This is a genomic window from Pseudomonas sp. JUb52, assembly GCF_004341115.1.
In the GTDB taxonomy this organism is placed as follows: Bacteria; Pseudomonadota; Gammaproteobacteria; order Pseudomonadales; family Pseudomonadaceae; genus Chryseomonas; species Chryseomonas oryzihabitans.
In genome coordinates, this window is sequence record NZ_SLYS01000003.1 from 299,271 (window position 1) to 321,412 (window position 22,142).

Annotated in this window: 20 protein-coding genes; 14 read left to right on the top strand and 6 right to left on the bottom strand. The window is 65.9% G+C overall.

Translation table 11 applies throughout. The annotated features are described in order from the left end of the window. Positions 1–113 precede the first annotated feature (113 nt). The 5 genes from kdgD to EC839_RS07080 all read right to left on the bottom strand — a co-directional run bounded on the left by kdgD (position 114) and on the right by EC839_RS07080 (position 5,689). Positions 114–1,025: a 5-dehydro-4-deoxyglucarate dehydratase gene (gene kdgD, locus EC839_RS07060; RefSeq protein ID WP_007159539.1), complete on the bottom strand. Its 912-nt coding sequence runs from the start codon at positions 1,023–1,025 to the stop codon at positions 114–116. Between the two features lie 133 nt (positions 1,026–1,158). Further along, positions 1,159–1,911 (bottom strand): FadR/GntR family transcriptional regulator, encoded by a 753-nt coding sequence (locus EC839_RS07065; protein ID WP_177416694.1) that lies wholly within the window; start codon positions 1,909–1,911, stop codon positions 1,159–1,161. A gap of 83 nt (positions 1,912–1,994) precedes the next feature. Further along, the gene (locus tag EC839_RS07070; RefSeq protein ID WP_007159541.1) at positions 1,995–3,728 is read right to left on the bottom strand and encodes an ABC transporter ATP-binding protein/permease; all 1,734 of its coding nucleotides are present in this window, start codon (positions 3,726–3,728) and stop codon (positions 1,995–1,997) included. A 124-nt stretch (positions 3,729–3,852) separates the two neighbouring features. After that, the gene (locus EC839_RS07075) at positions 3,853–4,413 is read right to left on the bottom strand and encodes a response regulator transcription factor (RefSeq protein ID WP_007159542.1); all 561 of its coding nucleotides are present in this window, start codon (positions 4,411–4,413) and stop codon (positions 3,853–3,855) included. A gap of 16 nt (positions 4,414–4,429) precedes the next feature. Beyond that, positions 4,430–5,689: an ATP-binding protein gene (locus EC839_RS07080; RefSeq protein WP_007159543.1), complete on the bottom strand. Its 1,260-nt coding sequence runs from the start codon at positions 5,687–5,689 to the stop codon at positions 4,430–4,432. Between the two features lie 176 nt (positions 5,690–5,865). On the opposite strand from EC839_RS07080, the gene EC839_RS07085 reads away from it, so the two are divergent. The 10 genes from EC839_RS07085 (at position 5,866) to EC839_RS07130 (ending at position 18,247) form a co-directional block, all read left to right on the top strand. Continuing rightward, positions 5,866–6,573, top strand: a complete 708-nt coding sequence (locus EC839_RS07085; protein ID WP_007159544.1) for an SIMPL domain-containing protein — start codon at positions 5,866–5,868, stop codon at positions 6,571–6,573. A gap of 246 nt (positions 6,574–6,819) precedes the next feature. After that, complete coding sequence (locus EC839_RS07090) at positions 6,820–8,418, top strand: ABC transporter substrate-binding protein (protein ID WP_007159545.1); 1,599 nt, start codon at positions 6,820–6,822, stop codon at positions 8,416–8,418. A 70-nt stretch (positions 8,419–8,488) separates the two neighbouring features. Beyond that, entirely contained in the window at positions 8,489–10,087 is a 1,599-nt protein-coding gene (locus tag EC839_RS07095; RefSeq protein ID WP_007159546.1) for an ABC transporter substrate-binding protein, read from the top strand. A gap of 42 nt (positions 10,088–10,129) precedes the next feature. After that, complete coding sequence (locus EC839_RS07100) at positions 10,130–11,722, top strand: ABC transporter substrate-binding protein (protein ID WP_007159547.1); 1,593 nt, start codon at positions 10,130–10,132, stop codon at positions 11,720–11,722. A 144-nt stretch (positions 11,723–11,866) separates the two neighbouring features. Continuing rightward, positions 11,867–13,285, top strand: a complete 1,419-nt coding sequence (locus tag EC839_RS07105; RefSeq protein ID WP_007159548.1) for an OprD family outer membrane porin — start codon at positions 11,867–11,869, stop codon at positions 13,283–13,285. A gap of 360 nt (positions 13,286–13,645) precedes the next feature. Beyond that, entirely contained in the window at positions 13,646–14,656 is a 1,011-nt protein-coding gene (locus EC839_RS07110; RefSeq protein WP_007159549.1) for an ABC transporter permease subunit, read from the top strand. A gap of 22 nt (positions 14,657–14,678) precedes the next feature. Further along, positions 14,679–15,590 (top strand): ABC transporter permease subunit, encoded by a 912-nt coding sequence (locus EC839_RS07115; RefSeq protein ID WP_007159550.1) that lies wholly within the window; start codon positions 14,679–14,681, stop codon positions 15,588–15,590. Continuing rightward, entirely contained in the window at positions 15,587–16,618 is a 1,032-nt protein-coding gene (locus EC839_RS07120) for an ABC transporter ATP-binding protein (protein WP_007159551.1), read from the top strand. The genes EC839_RS07115 and EC839_RS07120 overlap by 4 nt, the downstream gene beginning before the upstream one ends. Continuing rightward, entirely contained in the window at positions 16,605–17,630 is a 1,026-nt protein-coding gene (locus EC839_RS07125; protein WP_007159552.1) for a peptide ABC transporter ATP-binding protein, read from the top strand. Before EC839_RS07120 ends, EC839_RS07125 begins: the two co-directional genes overlap by 14 nt. A gap of 197 nt (positions 17,631–17,827) precedes the next feature. Next, positions 17,828–18,247: a GNAT family acetyltransferase gene (locus EC839_RS07130; protein WP_007159553.1), complete on the top strand. Its 420-nt coding sequence runs from the start codon at positions 17,828–17,830 to the stop codon at positions 18,245–18,247. A 244-nt stretch (positions 18,248–18,491) separates the two neighbouring features. On the opposite strand, the gene EC839_RS07135 is transcribed toward EC839_RS07130, so the two are convergent. After that, positions 18,492–19,610 carry a hypothetical protein gene (locus EC839_RS07135; RefSeq protein WP_039975401.1) on the bottom strand — a complete coding sequence of 373 codons (1,119 nt, stop codon included), beginning with the start codon at positions 19,608–19,610 and terminating at the stop codon, positions 18,492–18,494. A 142-nt stretch (positions 19,611–19,752) separates the two neighbouring features. Between EC839_RS07135 and EC839_RS07140 the strand changes: the two genes are divergently transcribed. The 4 genes from EC839_RS07140 (at position 19,753) to EC839_RS07155 (ending at position 22,115) form a co-directional block, all read left to right on the top strand. Next, on the top strand, positions 19,753–20,058 hold the full coding sequence (locus tag EC839_RS07140) for a nucleotide pyrophosphohydrolase (RefSeq protein WP_007159555.1): 306 nt from the start codon (positions 19,753–19,755) through the stop codon (positions 20,056–20,058). After that, positions 20,055–20,810, top strand: coding sequence for a methyltransferase domain-containing protein (locus tag EC839_RS07145; protein ID WP_007159556.1), 756 nt, complete (start codon positions 20,055–20,057; stop codon positions 20,808–20,810). Before EC839_RS07140 ends, EC839_RS07145 begins: the two co-directional genes overlap by 4 nt. A 47-nt stretch (positions 20,811–20,857) precedes the next feature. Continuing rightward, positions 20,858–21,469, top strand: a complete 612-nt coding sequence (locus EC839_RS07150) for a DUF4136 domain-containing protein (RefSeq protein WP_007159557.1) — start codon at positions 20,858–20,860, stop codon at positions 21,467–21,469. Between the two features lie 61 nt (positions 21,470–21,530). After that, the gene (locus EC839_RS07155; protein ID WP_007159558.1) at positions 21,531–22,115 is read left to right on the top strand and encodes a DUF4136 domain-containing protein; all 585 of its coding nucleotides are present in this window, start codon (positions 21,531–21,533) and stop codon (positions 22,113–22,115) included. The last annotated feature ends 27 nt before the right edge of the window (positions 22,116–22,142 follow it).

A 22,142-nucleotide genomic window follows, 5' to 3' on the forward strand; every position in this document is an offset into this window, starting at 1 on the left:
GCGTCCTGCCAGCCGCCAGGAAAACCGGCCAAAAAAAAGCCCGCGACCAAGCGACTGGCCACGGGTTGTGCAACGGCGGGAGAGGCGCCGGAGCCCCTCTCGAAAAGCGGATCTTACTGGGGACCGAGCTTGTCCATCAGGGCGGCGAGCTTTTCGTACTCGTCCTGCTTGAGATCGGTCAGCGGGGTGCGCACGGGACCGGCGTCGTAGCCGGCGATGCGGGCGCCCGCCTTGACGATGCTGACGGCGTAGCCGGCGCAACGGTTGCGGATTTCCAGGTACGGCAGGAAGAAGTCGTCGATCAGCTTGCCGACCGCCTGGTGATCGTCACGGGCGATGGCTTCGTAGAACTGCACGGCGGTCTTGGGAATGAAGTTGAACACGGCCGAGGAATAGACCGGCACGCCCAGCGCCTTATAGGCGGCGGCATAGACTTCCGCGGTGGGCAGGCCACCCAGGTAGCTGAAGCGATCGCCCAGGCGACGGCGAATGGCGACCATGAGTTCGATGTCACCCAGGCCGTCCTTGTAGCCGATCAGGTTCGGGCAGCGCTCGGCCAGTTGCTCCAGATGATGGGGCTGCAGGCGGCAGACGTTGCGGTTGTAGACCACCACGCCGATCTTGACCGACTTGCAGACGGCTTCGACATGGGCGGCCACGCCGTCCTGGCTGGCTTCGGTCAGGTAGTGCGGCAGCAGCAGCAGACCCTTGGCGCCCAGCCGTTCGGCTTCCTGGGCATAGGCGATGGCCTGGCGGGTGGAGCCACCGACACCGGCGAGGATCGGCACGCTGCCCTGGCAGGTGTCCACCGCGGTCTTGATGATGCCGCTGTATTCGCTGGCTTCCAGCGAGAAGAATTCACCGGTGCCGCCAGCGGCGAACAGTGCGGTCGCACCGTAGGGGGCCAGCCACTCCAGGCGCTTGGCATAGGTGTCGGGGCGGAAGTCGCCGTTGGCATCGAAGTCGGTCAGCGGAAAGGACAGCAGACCGGAAGAGAGGACGTGTTTGAGTTCTTGTGGAGTCATCTTGAGTGCCTCGGCATAGGTTGGACTGGGGTGCGGCAGGTCCGCTACCCGTTGTAAGTCATCGTACAACCTCCCTTATGGAAGGGGCAAGCCCCAACCAGAAAAATGCCTATCGAGGCGTCAAAGCCCTGCTTCAGACCTCTTCCGCCTGGCGTTCCATTTCTTCATGGGCGCGTCTGAGCCGCTCGCGACTGTTGCTCAGGTGCAGGCGCATGGCCGAACGAGCCGCCTCGAGGTTGCCGTCTTCGATGGCCTGGACGATGGCTTCGTGCTCGGCATCCAGCCGTTTCTGATAGAGCTGCTGGTCGTCGTGGGCGAGATAGGCGGAATTGAGCCGGGTGCGCGGAATCAGCACCGTGCCCAGGTAGCTCATGATGTCGCTGAAATAGCGATTGCCGGTGGAACTGGCGATCAGCAGGTGCAATTCCAGATCCGCGTTCACCGCGCGATCGGGCTGCTCGACGCCGGTGCGCATGGTTTCCAGCAGCGCCCACATGGCCTGCAGTTGCTCGGCCGAGCGGCGCTGGGCGGCCAGGCCGGCGGCCTCGACTTCCAGGCTGATGCGCAATTCGAGCATCGCCAGGACGTCCTTGAGGGTGGTGATGGTGGCCGGATCGATCGGCAATGGCGACTCGGGGCGCCGCTCCAGCACGAAGGTGCCGATGCCGTGGCGCGTTTCCACGTAACCCCCGGCCTGCAGCCGGGAAATGGCCTCGCGCACCACGGTGCGACTCACGCCCTGAGCCTGCATGATGGCCGACTCGGTGGGGAGCTTGTCGCCAGGCTGGAATTGGCCGTCGCCGATCTGCTGAATAAGCACTCCGACGACCTCTTCTGCCAGGCTGCGGGGTCTTTTTCGGGGGCGGGATACGGTAGCTGCTGACATGGATTCTCGTACCGATTGAAGGGACTCTGGAATCATAGCACCCCCCTTCCCGAAAACGCCCGATTTAGACCGCCTAGTCCATCTCAGCGACCCTCACCAACCGCTCTAGGACGCAGTTCTTGGCCCTCCAGCAGCAGGTGGCGGCGATGGTAGGCGCGCAGGCTCGGACGATGGCCGACACTGACCAGGGTAAGACCCGGATTTTCCGCCAGCAGACGCTCATAGAGCGCACGCTCGTCCGCTTCGCTGAGCGCCGAGCTGGCTTCGTCGAGAAACAGCCAGTCGGGGGCATAGAGCAGCGCCCGCGCCAGGGCTACCCGCTGCTGCTCGCCGGGCGACAGGGTGCGTTCCCAGTGGCGGGCTTCATCCAGGTGCTCGCGCAGGTGATCGAGACGGCACTGCTGCAGCACCTCGGCCAGCCGCTCGTTGGAATAGGCATCCGCCGGCTGCGGATAGGCCAGGGCTTCGCGCAGGGTGCCGATGGGCAGATAGGGTTGCTGCGGCAGGAACAGCTGACGACCCGGCGGCACGCCGATCCCGCCCTGCCCTTGCCGCCAGAGTCCGGCCAGGGCCCGCAGCAGGGTGCTCTTGCCACTGCCCGAGGCGCCTTCGATCAGCAGGTGTTCGCCACGGGCGATGCGCAGATCGGTGGGATGCAGCAGCAACCGGCCGGCGGCGCCCAGGGAAAGACCTTCCAGGACCAGGTCGCTGCTACTGGCATGGGGCACCAGGATGTCGGTCTCCTGGCTGAACTCGGCCATGGTCTCGCGAAAGGTCAGCAGACGATCGGACACGGCGCGCCAGCCGGCCAGGCTGACGTAGGCGTCGACGAACCAGCTGAGACTCTCCTGGACATTGCCGAAGGCCGAGTTGATCTGCATCAGATCGCCGAGCTGGATCTTGCCGGAGAAATAGCGCGGCGCCGCCAGGACGAAGCCGGCGATGATGGCGATCTGGCTGTAGCCGGCGGTGAAGAAGGTCAGCCGCTTGGTGTAGTTCATCACCAGGTGGTAGTTGCCCCAGACATAGCCGAAGCGATCCAGCAGACGGCGGTGCTCGTTGGCCTCACCGCGGAACAGCGCCACGCTCTCGGCCTTCTCGCGGACGCGGATCAGGCCGAAGCGCAGGTCGGCTTCATAGCGTTGCTGCTGGTTGTAGAGACCGATCAGCCGACGGCCGATCAGGTGGGTCAGCCAGGTGCCGACGGTGGCGTAGATCAGGGCCGCCCAGAACATGTAGGCCGGGATGGTGATGCCGAACAGGGTGATGTCGCCGGAGATGCCGAACAGGATGACGCTGAAGGACACCAGGCTGACCACGGTGCGGATGAAGCCGAGCCCGAGGCTCAGGGTGGTTTCGGCGAAGTCGCGGATGTCTTCGGTGAGGCGCTGGTCGGGGTTGTCGGCGCCGCCTTCGCGTTCCAGCTGGTAGTAGTTGCGGTCGGACAGCCAGAGGCCGAAGTGCTTTTCGGTCAGCCAGCGCCGCCAGTTGATGGTCAGCGCCTGAGTGAGGTACAGCCGGTACACGGCCAGCAGGATGGCGGTGGCGGCCAGCCCGCAGAAGTACAGCATCAGCCGGATGAAGGCGGCCAGATCGCGATTCTGCAGGGCGTCGTAGAAGTAGCGATACCAGGTGTTCAGGGCCACCGACAGGCCGACCCCGGCCAGCGACAGGGCGATGACCACGGACAGCAGGAGCCAGGCCTTGCCTTTCTCTTCACTGCGCCAGTAGGGGGTGATCAGGGCCCAGACGCGGGCCAGGAAATGCCCACGGGAAGCCCCGTAGACGGAGGGCACGGGTACGGCGGATTCGGACATGCTCGGACTCTCAAGGACTGCTCAACGAGACGCCTGCACAGCCTATGCCGGAAAGCCTGAACGAATTCTGACTGAAACAATGTAACAGTTTGTCGCCCACGGCGATCGTGGGCGATGCCAGCCCTCAGCGGCGCACCGGGCGCTTCTGCAGCTTGCGCTGCAGGGTACGGCGGTGCATGCCCAGCGCCCGCGCGGTCGCCGAGATGTTGCCTTCGTGCTCGGACAGTACCCGCTGGATGTGCTCCCACTGCAGGCGATCCACCGACATGGGATTGTCCGGCACCAGGGTGTCGAGATCGGCGTGCTGGGCGAGCAGACCGGCCAGGACGTCGTCGGCATCCGCCGGCTTGCACAGGTAGTTGGTGGCGCCGCGCTTGATGGCCTCCACCGCGGTGGCGATGCTGGAATAGCCGGTGAGGATCACCACGCGCATCTCCGGGTGCAGCTCCAGCAGCTGGGGCAGCAGCACCAGCCCCGAGTCTCCTTCCATCTTGAGGTCGAGCACGGCGTAGTCCGGCAGGTCTTCCTTGGCCAGCTGCAGGCCTTCCTCGGCGCTGTCGGCGATGGACACGCGCAGGCCACGGCGATCCATGGCGCGGGCCATCACCCGGGTAAAGGTGGGATCATCGTCGACCAGCAGGATGTGGGGCTGGTCGTCGAAACCGCTGTTGAGGTCGTCAGTCATAGAATTCTCCAGGCATTCACGCCAGGGCGTAGTGCCGCGGCAGGCGCAATTCGGTCAGGGTGCCGCCTTCTTCGTGATTGTAGAGCTTCACCGTGCCGCCGGCGCGGGTGACGCTGGCCTGGCTGAGAAACAGGCCCAGCCCGAAGCCCTTGCCCTTGGTGGTGAAGAAGGGCTTGCCAAGCTGTTCGGCGATGGCCAGGGGTACGCCGGCACCGTGATCGCGGATCGACAGGCACAGCTCGCGCGCATCCCAGTGCAGACGGATGGCCAGGTTTTCCGGGCAGGCATCGGCGGCATTGTTGAGTAGATTCAGCAGTGCCTGGGTAAGTTCGACCGGCGGCGTCAGGCGCGGTGGCGTGCCCAGACTGACCACCTCGAAGCTGTAGGTGGCTTCCGGTCGCATCAGGTGCCAGCGATCCATGGTCGCCTCCAGCCACTCCACGGCGGTCTGCTCCTGCACCGTCTGGCGGCGGTCCGCCTCGGCCGCGCGCACCAGTTGCTGCAGGGTCTGCTTGCACTGGCCGACCTGGGCCTGCAACAGCGCCAGGTCCTCGCTCAGGGTCGGCTGACCGGCGTACTCCTGCTGCAGCTCCTTGAGCAGCACGCTCATGGTGGACAGCGGCGTGCTCAACTCGTGGGCAGCGCCGGCGGCCTGGGTGGCCACGGCCAGCAGCTGCTGATCGCGCATGGCCTGTTCGCGGCGCTGGGCCTGCAGGCTCTCCTGCTCGCGCAGGGCGGTGGCCATGCGCGCGACGAACAGGGTGATGACCGCGGCGGAGAGAGCGAAGCTCAGCCACATGCCGTAGCTGAGCACCGCGCCGTCGTTGGCCACCAGCAGGTGCAGCGGCTCGTAGGACAGCAGCATCAGCGAGAAGACCGCCAGGGTCAGGGCTGCCAGGACCAGGGTATAGAGCCAGGGCAGCGTGGCCGCGGCGATGGTCAGGGGCACCAGGTAATAGGAGGCGAAGGGGTTGGTCGGACCGCCGGCGAAATACAGCAGGGCACTGTGGATGGCCAGGTCGCAGCCCAGGTGGGCGGCGTATTCCTGCTCGGTGACCGGCCAGGGGCGGGTCAGCCGCAGGGCGGCGAACAGGCAGAGTACGGCCGAGACGCCCAGGGTGATGGCCAGGGCCGTCCAGGGCAGCTGGACGATGCCCGACAGCCGGGCGATGCCCACCGAGCCGGCCTGCGCGGCCAGCACCAGCACGCGGATGATGACCAGGCGCCCGAGATTCTGGCGATTGGCGGACAACCATTGAACAGGCAAGGAGAACATGCGAGGTTCCAGGCGCAAGAAACGATCGAGACGACAGCCCCGCGGGGCTGCCGGTCAGAGCAGACTTGGCATTATAGCGATGGGTATCCGCCCGCAGCCGCCGACGCGGCAAAGCGACGCACCATCCGCCAGGTCCGCGGTCACACCGCTTTCGGACTGCCAATCAGGAGAACACCATGACCTTTCCCCTACGCCCGCTCGTGCTGGGCGCCGCGCTGTTCAGCACCCTGCTCGCCACGGGCGTCCAGGCCGATGAGCCGCGCTACAACCAGATCAGCCTGAGGGCCGAGGTTAGCCGCGAGGTCCCGCGCGACCGCATGCAGGTCATGCTCTACACCGAAAGCCAGGGCCAGGATCCGGCGGCCCTGGCCAGCGACACCACCAAGACCCTCAACGCCGCCCTGGAGCAGGCGCGCAAGGTCAAGGGGGTGGACGTTTCCCTCGGCAATCGCAACACCTACCCGGTCTATGAAGACCAGGGCCGCGCCATCAACGCCTGGCGCGAGCGCGGTGAACTGCGCCTGGAAAGCGCCGACTTCGCCGCCCTGTCCAAGCTAACCGGCGAACTGCTGGGCAGCCTGAAGATGGGCAACCTGCAATTCACCATCGCCGATGGCACCCGCAAGCAGCAGGAGGATGCCCTGTTCAAGGACGCCGTGGCCGCCTTCAAGGCGCGCGCCCAGCTGGCCACCGAAGCCCTGGGTGGCTCGGGCTATCGCATCGTCAGCCTGGACCTGGGCACCAGCGGTGTACCCCAGCCGCTGCCGATGCTGCGCATGTCGGCGATGAAGGCCGCCAGCGATGCCGTGACCCCGGATGTCGCCCCCGGCACCACCACCGTCGAAGTGACCGCGGGCGGTACCATCGAAGTACAGATGCCCTGATCTAGTGCAGAAAAGTAACAACGCTGTTTCGGTGCGCACTTTTGGTGCGCACCGACTTCCAGCCGCGACACCTTGTCTTACATCTTTGCGACATCTGTTTTGTGTTTGGGTCGCCTGGGGTCAATAGCTCGCCTGAGCTATGGACATGGGCACAGGCTGTGCATGTGGGCTCATCTGTCCACAAGACATCGGCATTCTGTTTCGCAACGCCACATCGTGTTGCGCCGTCCCCGACATGAGGTCTCCATGCACAAGAACGTACTCGCTGCCCTCTTCGCTTCCGGTCTGCTGGCCGGCGCACCCCTGGCCCAGGCGACCAACCTGGTGTTCTGCTCCGAAGGCAGCCCGGCCGGCTTCGATCCGGCGCAATACACCACCGGCACCGACTTCGATGCGTCGGCGGAAACCATCTTCAACAAGCTGACCCAGTTCGAGCGCGGCGGTACCCAGGTCAAGCCGGGTCTGGCGGAAAGCTGGGACATCAGCGAAGACGGCAAGGTCTACACCTTCCACCTGCGCAAGGGCGTGAAATTCCACACTACGGACTATTTCAAGCCGACCCGCGAATTCAATGCCGATGACGTCCTGTTCACCTTCCAGCGCATGCTGGACAAGAACAATCCGTTCCGGAAGGCCTACCCCACCGAATTCCCCTACTTCACCGACATGGGCCTCGACCAGAACATCGCCAAGGTGGAAAAGGTCGACGACTACACGGTGCGCATGACCCTCAACGAAGTGGACGCCGCCTTCCTGCAGAATCTGGCGATGCCCTTCCCGTCGATCCAGTCGGCCGAGTACGCCGACAAGCTGCTCAAGGCCGGCAAGGCGGCCGAGATCAACCAGAAGCCGATCGGCACCGGTCCCTTCGTCTTCAGCCGCTACCAGAAGGATGCGGTGATCCGTTACAAGGCCAACCCGGACTACTGGGACAAGGTCGATGGACCCAAGGTGGACAACCTGATCTTCTCCATCAACACCGATCCCTCGGTACGGATGCAGAAGCTCAAGGCCGGCGAGTGCCAGATCACCGTCTATCCGCGTCCGGCGGACCTCGACGGGCTGAAGAAGGACCCGAATCTCAAGCTGCCGTCGCAGCCGGGCTTCAACCTGGGCTACATCTCCTACAACGTCGAGCACGGCGAGCTGGCCAAGCTCAAGGTACGCCAGGCGATGGACATGGCGGTCAACAAGGAAGCCATCATCAACGCCGTCTACCAGGGCGCCGGCCAGGTAGCCGTCAACAGCATGCCGCCGACCCAGTGGTCCTATGACAAGTCCATCAAGGACGCGCCCTACGATCCGGAAAAGGCCAAGGCCCTGCTCAAGGAAGCCGGCTTCAAGGAAGGCACCGAGCTCACCCTCTGGGCCATGCCGGTGCAGCGTCCCTACAACCCCAATGCGCGCCTGATGGCGGAGATGCTGCAGCAGGACTGGGCCAAGATCGGCGTCAAGACCAAGATCGTCAGCTACGAATGGGGCGAATACATCAAGCGCTCCAAGAGCGGCGAGCAGGACATCATGCTGATCGGCTGGAGCGGCGACAACGGCGATCCGGACAACTGGCTGGCGACCCTCTTCGGCTGCAAGGCCATCGGTGGCAACAACTTCTCCCGCTGGTGCTACCAGCCGTTCGAGGACCTGGTGGTCAAGGCCAAGCGCGTGACCGACCAGGGCGAGCGCACCAAGCTCTACGAACAGGCCCAGCAGGTGCTCAAGCAGCAGGTACCCATGACGCCCATCGCGCATTCCACGGTCTACATGCCGATGCGCAAGGAAGTCCAGGACTACAAGATCAGCCCCTTCGGGTTGAACGAGTTCTACGGCGTCAGCGTCAGCAAGTGAAGCCGCTTGGCCAGGGTCGGGAGCTAGACTCTCGACCCTGGCCGTTCATTTGACTGATGGAGTGAGACCCATGCGCCTTCCCTACGCCTACTCGTTGCTGGCGGCGAGCCTGCTCGCCTGTGCTCCGCTCGCCCAGGCGGCGAGCAACCTCGTCTATTGCTCGGAAGCCAGCCCGGCCGGTTTCGATCCGGCGCAATACACCTCAGGCACCGAATTCGATGCCTCGGCCGAAACGGTCTTCAACCGCCTGGTGCAGTTCCAGCGTGGCGGCACCACCCTCGAGCCGGGTCTGGCGACCCAATGGGACGTGAGCGCGGATGGCAAGACCTATACCTTCCACCTGCGCCAGGGCGTGAAATTCCATACCACCGACTACTTCAAGCCCACGCGCGACTTCACTGCCGACGACGTGGTCTTCACCTTCCAGCGCATGCTCGACAAGGAGCAGCCGTTCCGTAAGGCCTATCCCACGGAATTCCCCTATTTCACCGACATGGGGCTGGACCAGAACATCGCCAAGGTGGCCAAGGTCGACGACCACACCGTGGTCTTCACCCTGAACAAGGTCGACGCCGCCTTTGCCGCCGACCTGGCCATGAGCTTCGCCTCCATCCAGTCGGCGGAGTACGCCGCGCAATTGCTCAAGGCGGGCAAGCCCGAGCTGCTCAACCAGCAGCCCATCGGCACCGGCCCCTTCGTCTTCAGCCGCTACCAGAAGGATGCGGTAATCCGCTTCAAGGGCAATCCGGACTACTGGAAGCCCGAGGACGTCAAGCTCGACAACCTGATCTTCGCCATCACCCCCGATGCCGCCACCCGCCTGCAGAAGCTCAAGGCCAACGAATGCCAGGTGAGCGGCTATGCGCGTCCGGCGGACCTAGTGGAGATGAAGCAGGATCCGCAGCTCAAGGTCCTGCAGCAGCCGGGCTTCAACGTTGGCTTCCTCGCCTACAACGTCCAGCATCCACCGCTGGACAGGCCCGAGGTGCGGCGTGCCCTGGACATGGCCATCAACAAGCAGGCCATCGTCGACACCGTGTTCCAGGGCGCCGGCCAGGTCGCGCAGAACGTGATCCCGCCGAATCAGTGGTCCTACGACAAGAACATCAAGGGCGCGCCCTACGATCCGGAAAAGGCCAAGGCCCTGCTCAAGCAGGCGGGGATCAAGGACGGCACCGAGATCGCCCTCTGGGCCATGACGGTGCAGCGCGCCTCCAACCCCAACGCCCGCCAGTCGGCGCAGATGATCCAGCAGGATTGGGCCAAGGTCGGCATCAAGGCCAAGATCGTCAGCTACGAATGGGGCGAATACATCAAGAGAGCCAAGGCCGGCGAACACGATGTGCTGACCTATGGATGGACCGGCGACAACGGCGATCCCGACAACTGGCTGGGCGTGCTCTATGGCTGCAGCGCCATCGGCGGCAGCAACTATGCGCGCTGGTGCGACAAGAGCTACGACGCCCTCATCCAGAAGGCCAAGACCAGCAACGATCGCGCCGAACGCACCCGTCTCTACGAGCAGGCGCAACAGATCATTCGCCAGCAGATGCCGGTGAGCCCCATGGCCCACTCGGTGGTGTCCCAGCCCATGCGCAAAGAAGTGCAGGGCTTCAAGATCAACCCCTTCGGCGTCACCGGTTTCTATGGCGTAAGCCTCGATCGCTGACCCTGTCCGGCCCGCCTCGCGGGCCTTCACGAGGAGCCTTCCGTGTCCAAACCGCTATTCTCGCTGTCTCTCGCCGCCCTCCTCTGCCTGACGGCCAATGCCGCCCTGGCACGCCCCCTGGTGGTCTGCACCGAGGCCAATCCGGAAGGCTTCGATCCGGGTCGCTACACCTCCGGCTATACCTTCAACGCCTCGGCCACCCCGCTGTACAACCGCCTGGTGGAATTCAAGCAGGGCACCGCCGAGCTGGAGCCGGGCCTGGCCGAAAGCTGGGAGGTCTCCCCGGATGGCCTGCAGTACACCTTCACCCTGCGCCAGGGGGTGAAATTCCACACCACCGACTACTTCAAGCCCACGCGCGACTTCAACGCCGACGACGTGGTGTTCAGCTTCGAGCGCATGCTCGACAAGAACAACCCCTGGTACAACCTCTCCCCCAGCGGCTACCCCTATGCGGCGGCTATGGAGATGGGCACCCTGATCAAGTCCATCGACAAGGTGGACGACCGCCACGTGCGCTTCACCCTCAACCAGCCCGAGGCGCCCTTCCTGGCCGACCTGGCCATGGCCTTCGGCTCGATCCTGTCCAAGGAATACGCCGACAGCCTGCTGGCCAGCAAGAAGACCGACGACATCAACCAGAAGCCCATCGGCACCGGTCCCTTCGTCTTCCAGCGCTATGCCAAGGATTCCAACACCCGCTACAAGGTCAATCCGGACTACTTCGGCAAGAAGCCGCAGATGGACGGCCTGGTGCTGGCGGTGACCCTAGATCCCAATGTGCGCATTCAGCGGGTGCGCAACAACGAGTGCCAGATCGGCCTGACGGTCAAGCCGCAGGACGTGCCGATGCTCAAGCAGGACAAGAGCCTCAAGCTGGCCCAGGTGGAAAGCCAGACCACCTCCTACCTGGCGCTGACCACCAAGCACAAGGCGCTGAGCGACGCACGGGTGCGCCAGGCCATCGCCATGGCCTTCGATCAGCAGAACTACCTGAAGACGGTGTTCGGCGAAGGCGGCGCCAAGGCGGCGATCAATCCCTATCCCTCTTCGCTGCTGGGCTACGCCAAGGACATCAAGCCCTGGCCCCATGACGTGGAAAAGGCCAAGGCGCTGCTCAAGGAAGCCGGCTATCCCGATGGCTTCACCCTCAAGTACTACATCAGCACCGGCAGCGGCCCGGGCGGCAGTCCGGCGCTGGTGGCCCAGCTGATCCAGGGTGACCTCGCCAAGATCGGCATCAAGGCCGAAATCACCCAGTTCGAGTGGGGCGAATTCGTCAAGCGCACCAAGGCCGGCGAGCACGACCTGATGATGATGAGCTGGACCGGCGACAACGGGGACCCGGACAACTTCCTCACCACCAACCTGAGCTGCGCTGCGACTGAAAGCGGCGAGAACCGCGCCTTCTGGTGCGACAAGGCCTTCAACGACGCCATCGAAAAGGCCAAGCGCATCAACGACCCGGCGCAGCGTACCGCCCTCTACGAACAGGCCCAGCAGATCTTCCACCAGCAGATGCCGTGGATTCCGCTGGCGCATCCGCTGTTCACCGACGTCCTGCAACCCAAGGTGCAGGGCTATGTGCAGAGTCCGCTGGGGGTCTACGACTTCTCCACGGTGACCCTCGACTGATCGGCACCTGATGCCGTAAGCGACCGGGCCCGGGCGGCCCGCCCCTCGACCTTTCCCGCCTCGCGCCGTGTTTCGGCGCGACGGGTTCGATCGTGCCGGAAACGCCCAAAAAAACAGAGAAACGACCGCTTTGGAGCACAGCCGATGACCAACGTCCACCGTGGAGGCCTCGCCCTCTCGCTATTCACCCTGGCCCTGACCGCCCACGCCCAGTCCCCGGCGCCGGAAGATCCCAGCTACGCCAACGAGGTCCAGACCCTGCCCAACGTGCAGAAGCCGGTGAAGGGCCAGGAAGGCGCCAAGGGCTTCTTCGCCGACGACAGCCTGACCTTGGCCACGCGCAACTTCTTCGCCCGCGAGACCAGCTCCGATCCGATCTTCAGCTACACCAAGAACGGCACCCGGGTGCGCACCCACTCGCGCAATACCTGGGTCCAGGCCACGGCGCTCAAGTACAGCTCCGGCTACACCCAGGGCCCGGTGGGCTTCGGCATCGATGTGGCCGGCTATCAGGCCACCAACCTGGAGCGGGGCAAGGGTCAGATCGGTGGCGGCGGCAACCGCACCCTGGCCAACGCCGAGGGCGAGGGCCATGCCGAGTGGTCCAAGCTGGGCATCGCCGACGCGCGCTTCCGCGTCTCCAACACCGAACTCAAGATCGGTCGTTTCATGCTCGACACCCCGGTGATCAGCTACAACGACAACCGGCCCTTTCCCTCCGGTTTCGACGGCTTCGCCCTGACCAGCGACGAATGGGACAACCTCTCGCTGCAGGGTGGCAGCTTCACCCGCGTCAGCCCGCGGACCGGTGCCGGCGACGAGAAGTGGACCACCGAGTACGGCACCCGCGAGGTCACCGCCGACCGCCTGAGCTTTCTCGGTGGCAACTACAAGCTGCCCCAGGGCTGGGAAGTCAGCGTCTATGGCGCCAACTTCGAAAACGTCTGGAACCAGTACTTCCTGAGCGTGACCCAGGCCGGCGGCTCGCTCGACACCTTTGCCTGGAAGGCGGTGGCCAACGCCTATCGCACCGTCGACGCCGGCAGCGCCAAGGCCGGCGACATCGACAACACCGCCTGGAGCCTGGCGTTCACCGGCAGCCACCAGGCCCACAGCCTGACCCTGGCCTACCAGCAGATCGACGGCAACGAGTACTTCGACTACGCCCACGAAACCGCGGCCATCTACCTGGCCAACTCCCTGGTCTCGGACTACAACGGCCCCAACGAGAAGTCGCTGCAGATCCGCTACGAAACCGACTGGAGCTACTTCGGCGTGCCCGGCCTGAGCACCGGCGTCTGGTACGCCAAGGGTTGGGACATCGACGGCACCCACTACGACGCCGGCGCCGGCAAGTACGCCAACTATGCCGAGGTCCTGCAGCAGGATGGCGAGAAGCACCACGAGATCGGCCTGGTCACCACCTACAAGGTGCAGCAGGGCACGCTCAAGGACAGTCGCTTCCGCCTGTTGCTGACCGATCACCGTGCCAGCCAGAACCAGGTCGACGGCAACGTCAAGGAGCTGCGTCTGGTCTCCACCCTGCCGTTCAACCTGCTGTGATGACGAAACTCGGCGGATTTCGTGCAGCGCCCGGCATCTCGCCGGGATCGCGTCGCGAACACCGGCGAAGCCTTGGCCATGTCGAGGATATCGACGGCCGTGGCAACGTGGTAGTCTGCCGGGTTTGGAGCGCTGGCCCAGAGCGCTCTTCGAACCTATTCGTAGGACCGAACGAGCCTGCCGCTGGCAGGCCTCGTTCGTCGCGGACCAGGACGGTCCGCGCAGGGATGAATCCGGACCCACAAGGTCTGAGAGTCAGATCAAAAGCCCGCGGGCTTTTGAGCGGGCTTTCACTTAAAAACGCGGCCGGGCACGTACTCGCGCCGTCTTGATCAGCCTCAAGAGGAGATACCCCCTCCGATGCTCGCCTTCATCGCCCGTCGCTTCGGGCTGCTGATACCGACGTTCTTTGGCGTCACCCTGCTGACCTTCGCCCTGATCCGCCTCATCCCCGGCGATCCGGTGGAAGTCATGATGGGCGAACGCCGCGTCGATCCGCAGATGCACGCCGAAGCCATGCACCGCCTGGGCCTCGACAAGCCCCTGTACCAGCAGTATTTCGACTACATCGGCAATCTCGCCCAGGGCAACCTCGGCGAATCCCTGCGCAGCCGCGTCGGGGTCTGGGACGAATTCCTGACCCTGTTCCCGGCCACCCTGGAACTCTCGGTGGCGGCCATGCTGTTCGCCACGGTGTTCGGCGTGCTGGCCGGCATCATCGCCGCCCTCAGGCGCGGCTCCACGGTGGATCACGGAGTGATGGGCGTGGCCCTGACCGGCTACTCCATGCCGATCTTCTGGTGGGGCCTGCTGCTGATCATGCTGTTCTCGGTGCAGCTCGGCTGGACTCCGGTCTCCGGTCGCCTGGACCTGCTCTACGACATCCCGCCGCGCACCGGCTTCATGCTCATCGACACCCTGCTCTCCGACGAGCCCGGCGCCTTCGTCGATGCCCTCAAGCACCTGATCCTGCCGGCCATCGTGGTGGGCACCATTCCCCTGGCGGTGATCGCGCGCATGACCCGCTCGGCCATGCTCGAAGTGCTGCGCGAGGACTATGTGCGCACCGCTCGCGCCAAAGGCCTGTCGCCCAAGCGGGTAGTCTTCGTCCACGCCCTGCGCAACGCCCTGATCCCGGTGCTGACCGTGCTCGGCCTGCAGGTCGGTAGCCTACTCTCCGGCGCGGTGCTCACCGAGACCATCTTTTCCTGGCCCGGCATCGGCAAGTGGCTGATCGAGGCCATCGGCGCCCGGGACTACCCGGTGGTGCAGAACGGCATCCTGCTGATCGCCACCCTGGTCATCCTGGTCAATTTCGTCGTGGACATCCTCTACGGCCTGGTCAATCCGCGCATCCGCCACCAGCGTTGATGCGCCCATACGGACAGAGCCTATGACAACGGTAAACACCCCGGCCGCTCAAGACCCGAGCGCCCTCTACCCCTCCCCCTTCAAGGAGTTCTGGTACGCCTTCGCCCGCAACAAGGGCGCCCTCGGCGGGCTGATCTTCATGGTCATCGTGGTGTTCTGCGCGCTCTTCGCGCCCTGGGTCGCACCCCATGCGCCCAGCGAGCAATTCCGCGACTTCATGCTCACCCCGCCACTGTGGCTGGATGGCGGCAACAGCCAGTTCCCGCTGGGCACCGACGAGCTGGGGCGTGACCTGCTCAGCCGACTGATCCACGGCGCCCGGCTGTCGCTGCTGATCGGCCTGGCCTCGGTGGTCTTCTCGCTGATCCCCGGCATCCTGCTCGGCCTGATCGCCGGCTTCTCGCCCAACCGCGCCGGTCCGGTGATCATGCGCCTGATGGACATCATGCTGGCGCTGCCCTCGCTGCTGCTGGCCGTGGCCATCGTCGCCATCCTCGGCCCAGGCCTGATCAACACCGTGGTGGCCATCGCCATCGTCTCGCTGCCGTCCTATGTGCGCCTGACCCGCGCCGCGGTGATGGGCGAACTGCATCGCGACTACGTCACCGCCTCGCGGCTGGCCGGTGCCGGCACCCTGCGGCTGATGTTCGTCAGCGTGCTGCCCAACTGCATGGCGCCGCTGATCGTCCAGGCCACCCTGAGCTTTTCCTCGGCGATCCTCGATGCCGCCGCCCTGGGCTTCCTCGGCCTCGGCGTGCAGCCGCCCACTCCCGAGTGGGGCACCATGCTGGCCTCGGCCCGTGACTACATCGAGCGCGCCTGGTGGGTGGTGACCCTGCCGGGTCTCGCCATCCTCTTCACCGTGCTGGCCATCAACCTGATGGGCGACGGCCTGCGCGATGCCCTCGATCCGCGTCTGAAGGTGCAGTCATGAGCCTCCTCGAAATCCAGAACCTCTCGGTGCGCTTCGGCGGCGCCGACGCCCCGCCGGTGGTGGAAGGCCTCGATCTCACGGTGGATCAGGGTGAGATCGTCGCCATCGTCGGCGAATCCGGCTCCGGCAAGTCGGTGACCATGATGGCCGTGATGGGCCTGATCGATCACCCCGGCCGCATCACCGCCGACCGCCTGGCCTTCGACGGCCAAGACCTGCTCAGCCTCAAGGGTCGCCGCCGGCGCCACCTGATCGGCAAGGAGCTGTCGATGGTCTTCCAGGACCCTATGACGGCGCTCAACCCCAGCTACACCGTGGGCTTCCAGTTGGAAGAGGTGATCCGCCAGCATCTGGGCCTCAAGGGTCGCGCCGCTCGCCAGCGCGCTCTGGAATTGCTGGAAAAGGTCGAGATCCCGGCCGCGGCCAGTCGTCTCGGCGCCTATCCGCACCAGCTGTCCGGGGGCATGAGCCAGCGCGTCGCCATCGCCATGGCCATCGCCGCCGAGCCGCGTCTGCTGATCGCCGACGAACCCACCACCGCCCTGGACGTGACCATCCAGGCACAGATCATGGAGCTCTTGGTCAATCTGCAGCGCGACGAGGGCATGGGCCTGATCCTCATCACCCACGACCTCGCCGTGGTGGCCGAGACCGCCCAGCGCGTGGTGGTGATGTACGCCGGTCAGGCGGTGGAGAAAGGCGTGGTGCCGACGCTGTTCGACGCCCCCGCCCACCCCTATACCGAAGCCCTGCTGGCGGCCATTCCCGAGCACAGCCAGACGGATCGCCTGCACACCCTGCCCGGTATCGTCCCCGGTCGCTATGACCGGCCGGCCGGCTGCCTGCTCAGTCCGCGCTGCCCCTATGTGCAGCCGCGCTGCCAGGAGCGTCCGGCGCTGGAGCCCTATGACCGCGGTGCGGTGCGCTGCTTCTTCCCGCGCAACGTCGCCCCGGGCGAAGCCCCCGAGGTGCTGCCCGAACATCAACGTCCCAGCCAGTTGCCGGAGGATCGCCATGGCGCCGTCTGAAGCCACCGTCCTCGCCCGCTCCACCACCCCGGAGCAGGCGCCCGAGCACCTCGTGCTCGAAGCCAAGGGCCTGACCCAGCACTATCAAATCTCCCGCGGGCTGTTCAAGGACAGCGCCACGGTCAAGGCGCTCAACGGCGTCTCCTTCGACCTCCAGGTCGGGCGCACCCTGGCCGTGGTGGGGGAGTCGGGCTGTGGCAAGTCCACCCTGGCCCGCGCCCTGACCCTGATCGAGCAGCCCACCGCCGGCAGCCTGGTCATCGGCGGCCAGGACGTGGCCCAGGCCGACGCCGCCCGCCGCAAGGAGCTGCGCCGCGAGGTGCAGATGGTGTTCCAGAATCCCTACGCCTCGCTCAATCCGCGGCGCAAGATCGGCGACCAGCTGGCCGAGCCGCTGCAGATCAACACCAGCCTGTCGCGCACCGAAAGGCGCGAGAAGGTGCAGGCGATGATGCAGCAGGTGGGCTTGCGGCCCGAGCACTACCAGCGCTATCCGCACATGTTCTCCGGCGGCCAGCGCCAGCGCATCGCCGTGGCCCGCGCCATGATGCTGCAGCCCAAGGTGCTGGTGGCGGACGAGCCGACCTCGGCGCTGGACGTGTCCATCCAGGCGCAGGTGCTCAACCTGTTCATGGATCTGCAGCAGCAGTACCGGACCGCCTATGTGTTCATCTCCCACAACCTCTCGGTGGTGCGCCACATCGCCGACGAGGTGATGGTGATGTACCTGGGCTGCATCGTCGAAAAGACCAGTCGCGACCTGCTGTTCGAGCGGCCCCTGCATCCCTATACCCAGATGCTGCTGTCGGCCACCCCGAGTCTGCACCCGGACCCGAGCAAGCCGCGCATCCGCATCCAGGGCGAACTGCCCAATCCGCTGGATCCGCCACCCGGTTGCGTCTTCCACCGTCGCTGCCCCTATGCGACGGAAAAGTGCAAGACCGAGGTCCCGGCGCTGCGCAACGTGGAAGCCCGCCAGGTGGCCTGCCACTATGCGGAGAATTTTCTGTAGGGATTGGCAATGCCGGGTGCAGGCGCAGCCTCCCTCGCCTGCATCCTGGCAGCACGCCTACCAACTGGAAAACGCGCTGCGGTTTTCCACGCGCAGCACTTATCGCGGCCATGGGCCGCTCCTACAGTGACATGAGGTAAACCGTAGGAGCGGTCGCTACGGCGCACCGCCATAGCCGCGATGGAGATCCCGCCCCCATGCACATTCGCCCCTTCCAGCCCGCCAACACCGAGGCCGTGGTCAGCCTCTGGCAGGCTTGCGGTCTGACCCGTGCCTGGAACGATCCCTACCGCGACATCCAGCGCAAGCTCGCCGAGCAACCCGAGTTGTTATTGGTGGGCGACGTGGACGGCGCCCTCATGGCCAGTGCCATGATCGGCACCGATGGCCATCGCGGCTGGCTCTACTACCTGGCGGTGGCCCCCGCCCACCAGCGCCGCGGCCATGCCCGGCGACTGGTGGCGACCGCCGAACAGCTGCTCACCGAGCGCGGCTGCCCCAAGCCGCAGCTGATGGTGCGCCGGGACAATGCGGCGATCCTCGGCTTCTATGCGGCCTTGGGTTATGTGGAGGCCGAGGTCGTCACCCTGGGCAAACGGCTGATCGCCGACGCGTAGAGGTGGATGAAGGCCAGCCTTCCGCCGCCGCGGATAGCTCATTGCCCGTGGAAAACGCCTTGCGGTTTTCCACGCTACGGATTCACGGCGATCTTAGGGTGGGTAACGGCGCAGCCTTACCCACGCGGGACCTTCCTTCCCGGTGAAAACGCCATGCAATTCGCCGCGCTACGACTGGTCTTGCAGGCTGGGCTGAGACGGTTCCATCGTCCAAGTCCAACATTAATCGGCGCCAACCTAGGCCCTAGTGCGGCAGCAACCCCACCCGTGGCCCCGGATGCTTGCGGACCTCCGCGTAGGGCACCAGGGTGCCGCCGGGTTCGTCGCAGTTGCGGGCGGCGCGGAAGAAGGTCGGACCGAGGTAGAGGCCCTTGGGCGTCAGGTACCAGGGCGCGAATTGCCAGACGTCGGCGCTGCGATAATCGCAGCCGTCGCCATCGGTCGGCGCCTGCATCAGCTCTGGATACAGGCGGGTGAACAGCCCCATCACCCAGGGCGCCAGGGTCTGTTCCCGATAGTCCGCCAAGGCCTGGGAATAACGATCTTCCGGCTGCGGGCGGATCGGCTGGCCGTGACCCAGCCAGAGAACGTCTTCCAGCGCCAGCTCCTGGCCGGTCTGGAGATCCAGGGTCAGGGGCGCGCTGCCGAAATCCGGGTGGGCCGCGCCGCTGCAGCTGTACTGGCTGAACAGATTGACGCTGAGCAACCGCTCGGTGAGCAACTGCGGGGTCACCTGCAGGCTGTGCTCGCCGTCAGGACCGATGCAGCTCAGATGGGCGTCCACCTCCGCCCAGAGGCGGTCACGCAGCACGGCATTGGCCGCCTCGCTGGCGCCCTCCACGGTAAACAGCTGCATGCCCGAGACCGGCTCGCGCCACCCGCGCAGCTCACGCCCCATGAAGGTCTGGCGCTCGCCCGGTTCCAGCTGGAGCCCCTGCAGACGGCGATATTCGTAGGGATCGTCCTGGCGCAGTTGCTGCCGATAGCGATCGTCCGCGGCGGGCTGCGCCAGGTGCAGCGGGGCCAGGGCGAGGGGCAGGGTCTTGCCGGCCCCGCTCCAGCTGCCGGTCCAGCGACCGTCGGTGCCGCGCGTCAGCGACCAGCTGGCCTTGGCGCCGTCCTGCCAGGGCGCACCCTCCTCCAGCTCCAGCCGGTCGCCCGGCTGGGCCGGACCGCTCAGGCGCAGGTCGCGGCGATAGCGGTCGTAGAAATAGCGCCCATAGGCTTCGTCATTGGCGGTGGGATCGAGCTCCACCACCACCCGGGCCTGGCCCAGGGTGCCTTCCAGCAGCAGCTTTTCGGCATGGGCGACGCCGGTGGTCAGCAGCAGGGCCAACCCCAGTCCGGTCAGGCAAGCTTTCATCAGGGCTCCCGCAGCCAGCGTATCGGTGTTGCGCCCAGGGTAGAGCAGCGGCGCGAGGCTGTCTTGCGGGTCGGCGGACGAGCCACTGCCGCCCACGCGTTCAGCCATGGGAGAATGGCGTTTTTTCGACCCCCGGACGCCCATGGATCTCCCCGCCCTGCTCACCCGCCTGCACGCGATCCGCGATGCCAACGCCTGGCGGCGCTATCACAACCCCAAGAATCTGGCGATGGCCGCCAGCGTCGAGATGGCCGAACTGGTGGAGATCTTCCAGTGGAAGAGCGATGTCGAAGCTCGCGCCCTGAGCGCCGCCGAGCGCGAACACGCCGGCCAGGAAATCGCCGACGTCCTGCTCTATCTGCTGCAACTGGGCAGCGAACTGGAGCTGGACGTAGAGCAGGCGGTGCTGGCCAAGCTGGCCGATAACGAGAGGCGCTTCCTGCCGTGAGCGATACCTTCTTCGACGACCGCGCCACCCGTTTCGCCGCCAACATCTATGGCGGCACCAAGGGCGCCATCCGCCTGGCCGTATTGCAGGCGGATCTGACCGAGGTGCTGCCGCAACGCCCGCTGCGGGTGCTGGACATCGGCGCCGGGCTCGGCCACATGAGTCTCTGGCTGGCGCAACAGGGCCATGCGGTGACCCTGGCCGAACCCTCGGCGCCCATGCTGGCGGGGGCCCAGGAGGCCTTCGCCGCCGCCGGCCTCGACGCCGCCTGGCTGGCGCTGCCCTGGCAGGAGCTGCCCGCCTTCGCCGAACCCTTCGATCTCGTGCTCTGCCACGCGGTGCTGGAATGGCTGGAGACGCCCACGGCGATCCTGCCGACCCTGCAACGCTGCCTGGCGCCGGACGGCTGGCTGTCGCTGGCCTTCTACAACCGCGATGCCCTGATCTATCGCAACCTGCTCAAGGGGCACTTTCGCAAACTCAGGCAGGGTGAATACGCCGGCGCGGGCCAACGTGGCCTCACGCCGCAACAACCGCTGGACCCGCGCGAGGTCGAGGCCTGGCTGGCGCCGGACTGGCGGATCCGGGCGCGCAGTGGCGTACGGGTCTTCCATGACTACATGCCGCCGGAATTCCAGGCGCGCGCCGCGGGCGAGGAGCTGGTGGCCATGGAACTGGCCCATCGACGGCATCCGGCCTTCGCCGGTCTCGGCCGCTATCTGCATTGGCTCTGCCAAGCTAAGGCAGGATGACCCCGGGCGCGGTATGCTCTGGCCAGCATTCCTTCGAGGAACCGGTCATGCGTCGCCCCCTGCTCTGCCTGTCGCTCACGCTGCTCGCCCTGGCCGGTTGCCAGACGCCCAATCCCTATGTCGCCAGCAGCCTGCCCGAAGCCTCGGTGCCGGTGCTGCCGCAGCAGGATCCAGCGGCCTATCCGCCGGCACCGCGTGACTGGAGTCGCTATCGCACCTGGAGCTGGGCCCCCGGCGCCGCCGTGGTCAGCGGCGGCCTGGATGGCCAGACCGTGCAGCAGGCGGTGGCCGACGGTCTTGACCAGCGTGGGCTGCGACCGGCCCTTGGCGGTGCCCGCGCCGATCTGCAGGTGCGGGCCCGCCTTACCCAGCAGCAGCGCAGCGAGCAGTACACCGACTACTACGACACCGGCTATGGCTACGGCGGCTACGGGCCCTATGGCTACGGCCCGGGCTATGGCGCCACCGTCGGCCAGGCGCGGACCCGCACCCGGACCTTCCTGGTCGACGTGCTGGAGGTGGAATTGCTCGATTCCGCCACCGGCCGCGTGCTCTGGCATTCGGCCGCCGAGCAGGCCAGCGGCGGCAACAGCGGCGAACGCGCGCGCACCCTGAGGGATACCACCCGCCGCCTGCTGGCCAACTATCCGCCCAGCTGACGCGATAAGTCGCCCTTAAGCCAGTCCAAGCAGACTAGTCCCCTGACCCAGAGGATCGCCCATGAAACGTTGCCTCCTGCTGCTTGCGGTCCTCTTGCTGGCGGCCTGCGCCGAGCGTGGCCCGCGCAATCTGGACTATGACGCCAGCCGCGACTTCGCCGCCTATCGCAGCTGGGGTTGGGCGGATCCCGCCATCGAGTACCGCCCCAACGATCCGCGGGTGCGCAGCGATCTCACCGAACAGCGCCTGCGCGATTCGGTCAGCAGCGGGCTCGACCAGCGCGGGCTGCGTCCCGCACCGACCGGCGCGCGCCCGGACCTGAAGATCAAGCTCTATGTGATCCTCGATCAGCGCCAGCAGAGCTTCAGCTATGCCGATCCCTACTGGGGCCCGGGCTGGGGTGGCCCCTGGGGCTCCGCCTGGGGTCCCGGTCCCTGGGGGCCGAGCTATGTGCGCACCCAGACCGTCACCTACCCGGTGATGACGGTGCAACTCGACATGCTCGATGGCCGTGACGGCAAGCTGGTCTGGCGCGCCAGCGAAGAGCGCCTGCTGGACGACCAGAACGCCACCCCGGCCCAGCGCAGCGCCGCCTTCAGCCGGCTGATCGGCGACCTGCTCGTCAGCTATCCGCCGCGGCCTTGAGCGGTTGACCGTCCGGGCGGCTCTTGG

Bases quoted from the DNA above. Each gene is read 5' to 3' on its own strand.
- EC839_RS07120 (WP_007159551.1), top strand. From the start codon at position 15,587: ATGAGCCTCCTCGAAATCCAGAACCTCTCGGTGCGCTTCGGCGGCGCC.
- EC839_RS07155 (WP_007159558.1), top strand. From the start codon at position 21,531: ATGAAACGTTGCCTCCTGCTGCTTGCGGTCCTCTTGCTGGCGGCCTGC.
- EC839_RS07075 (WP_007159542.1), bottom strand. From the start codon at position 4,413: ATGACTGACGACCTCAACAGCGGTTTCGACGACCAGCCCCACATCCTG.
- EC839_RS07115 (WP_007159550.1), top strand. From the start codon at position 14,679: ATGACAACGGTAAACACCCCGGCCGCTCAAGACCCGAGCGCCCTCTAC.
- EC839_RS07130 (WP_007159553.1), top strand. From the start codon at position 17,828: ATGCACATTCGCCCCTTCCAGCCCGCCAACACCGAGGCCGTGGTCAGC.
- EC839_RS07105 (WP_007159548.1), top strand. From the start codon at position 11,867: ATGACCAACGTCCACCGTGGAGGCCTCGCCCTCTCGCTATTCACCCTG.
- EC839_RS07080 (WP_007159543.1), bottom strand. From the start codon at position 5,689: ATGTTCTCCTTGCCTGTTCAATGGTTGTCCGCCAATCGCCAGAATCTC.
- EC839_RS07070 (WP_007159541.1), bottom strand. From the start codon at position 3,728: ATGTCCGAATCCGCCGTACCCGTGCCCTCCGTCTACGGGGCTTCCCGT.
- EC839_RS07095 (WP_007159546.1), top strand. From the start codon at position 8,489: ATGCGCCTTCCCTACGCCTACTCGTTGCTGGCGGCGAGCCTGCTCGCC.
- kdgD (WP_007159539.1), bottom strand. From the start codon at position 1,025: ATGACTCCACAAGAACTCAAACACGTCCTCTCTTCCGGTCTGCTGTCC.
- EC839_RS07085 (WP_007159544.1), top strand. From the start codon at position 5,866: ATGACCTTTCCCCTACGCCCGCTCGTGCTGGGCGCCGCGCTGTTCAGC.
- EC839_RS07065 (WP_177416694.1), bottom strand. From the start codon at position 1,911: ATGTCAGCAGCTACCGTATCCCGCCCCCGAAAAAGACCCCGCAGCCTG.
- EC839_RS07135 (WP_039975401.1), bottom strand. From the start codon at position 19,610: ATGAAAGCTTGCCTGACCGGACTGGGGTTGGCCCTGCTGCTGACCACC.
- EC839_RS07090 (WP_007159545.1), top strand. From the start codon at position 6,820: ATGCACAAGAACGTACTCGCTGCCCTCTTCGCTTCCGGTCTGCTGGCC.
- EC839_RS07150 (WP_007159557.1), top strand. From the start codon at position 20,858: ATGCGTCGCCCCCTGCTCTGCCTGTCGCTCACGCTGCTCGCCCTGGCC.
- EC839_RS07125 (WP_007159552.1), top strand. From the start codon at position 16,605: ATGGCGCCGTCTGAAGCCACCGTCCTCGCCCGCTCCACCACCCCGGAG.
- EC839_RS07140 (WP_007159555.1), top strand. From the start codon at position 19,753: ATGGATCTCCCCGCCCTGCTCACCCGCCTGCACGCGATCCGCGATGCC.
- EC839_RS07110 (WP_007159549.1), top strand. From the start codon at position 13,646: ATGCTCGCCTTCATCGCCCGTCGCTTCGGGCTGCTGATACCGACGTTC.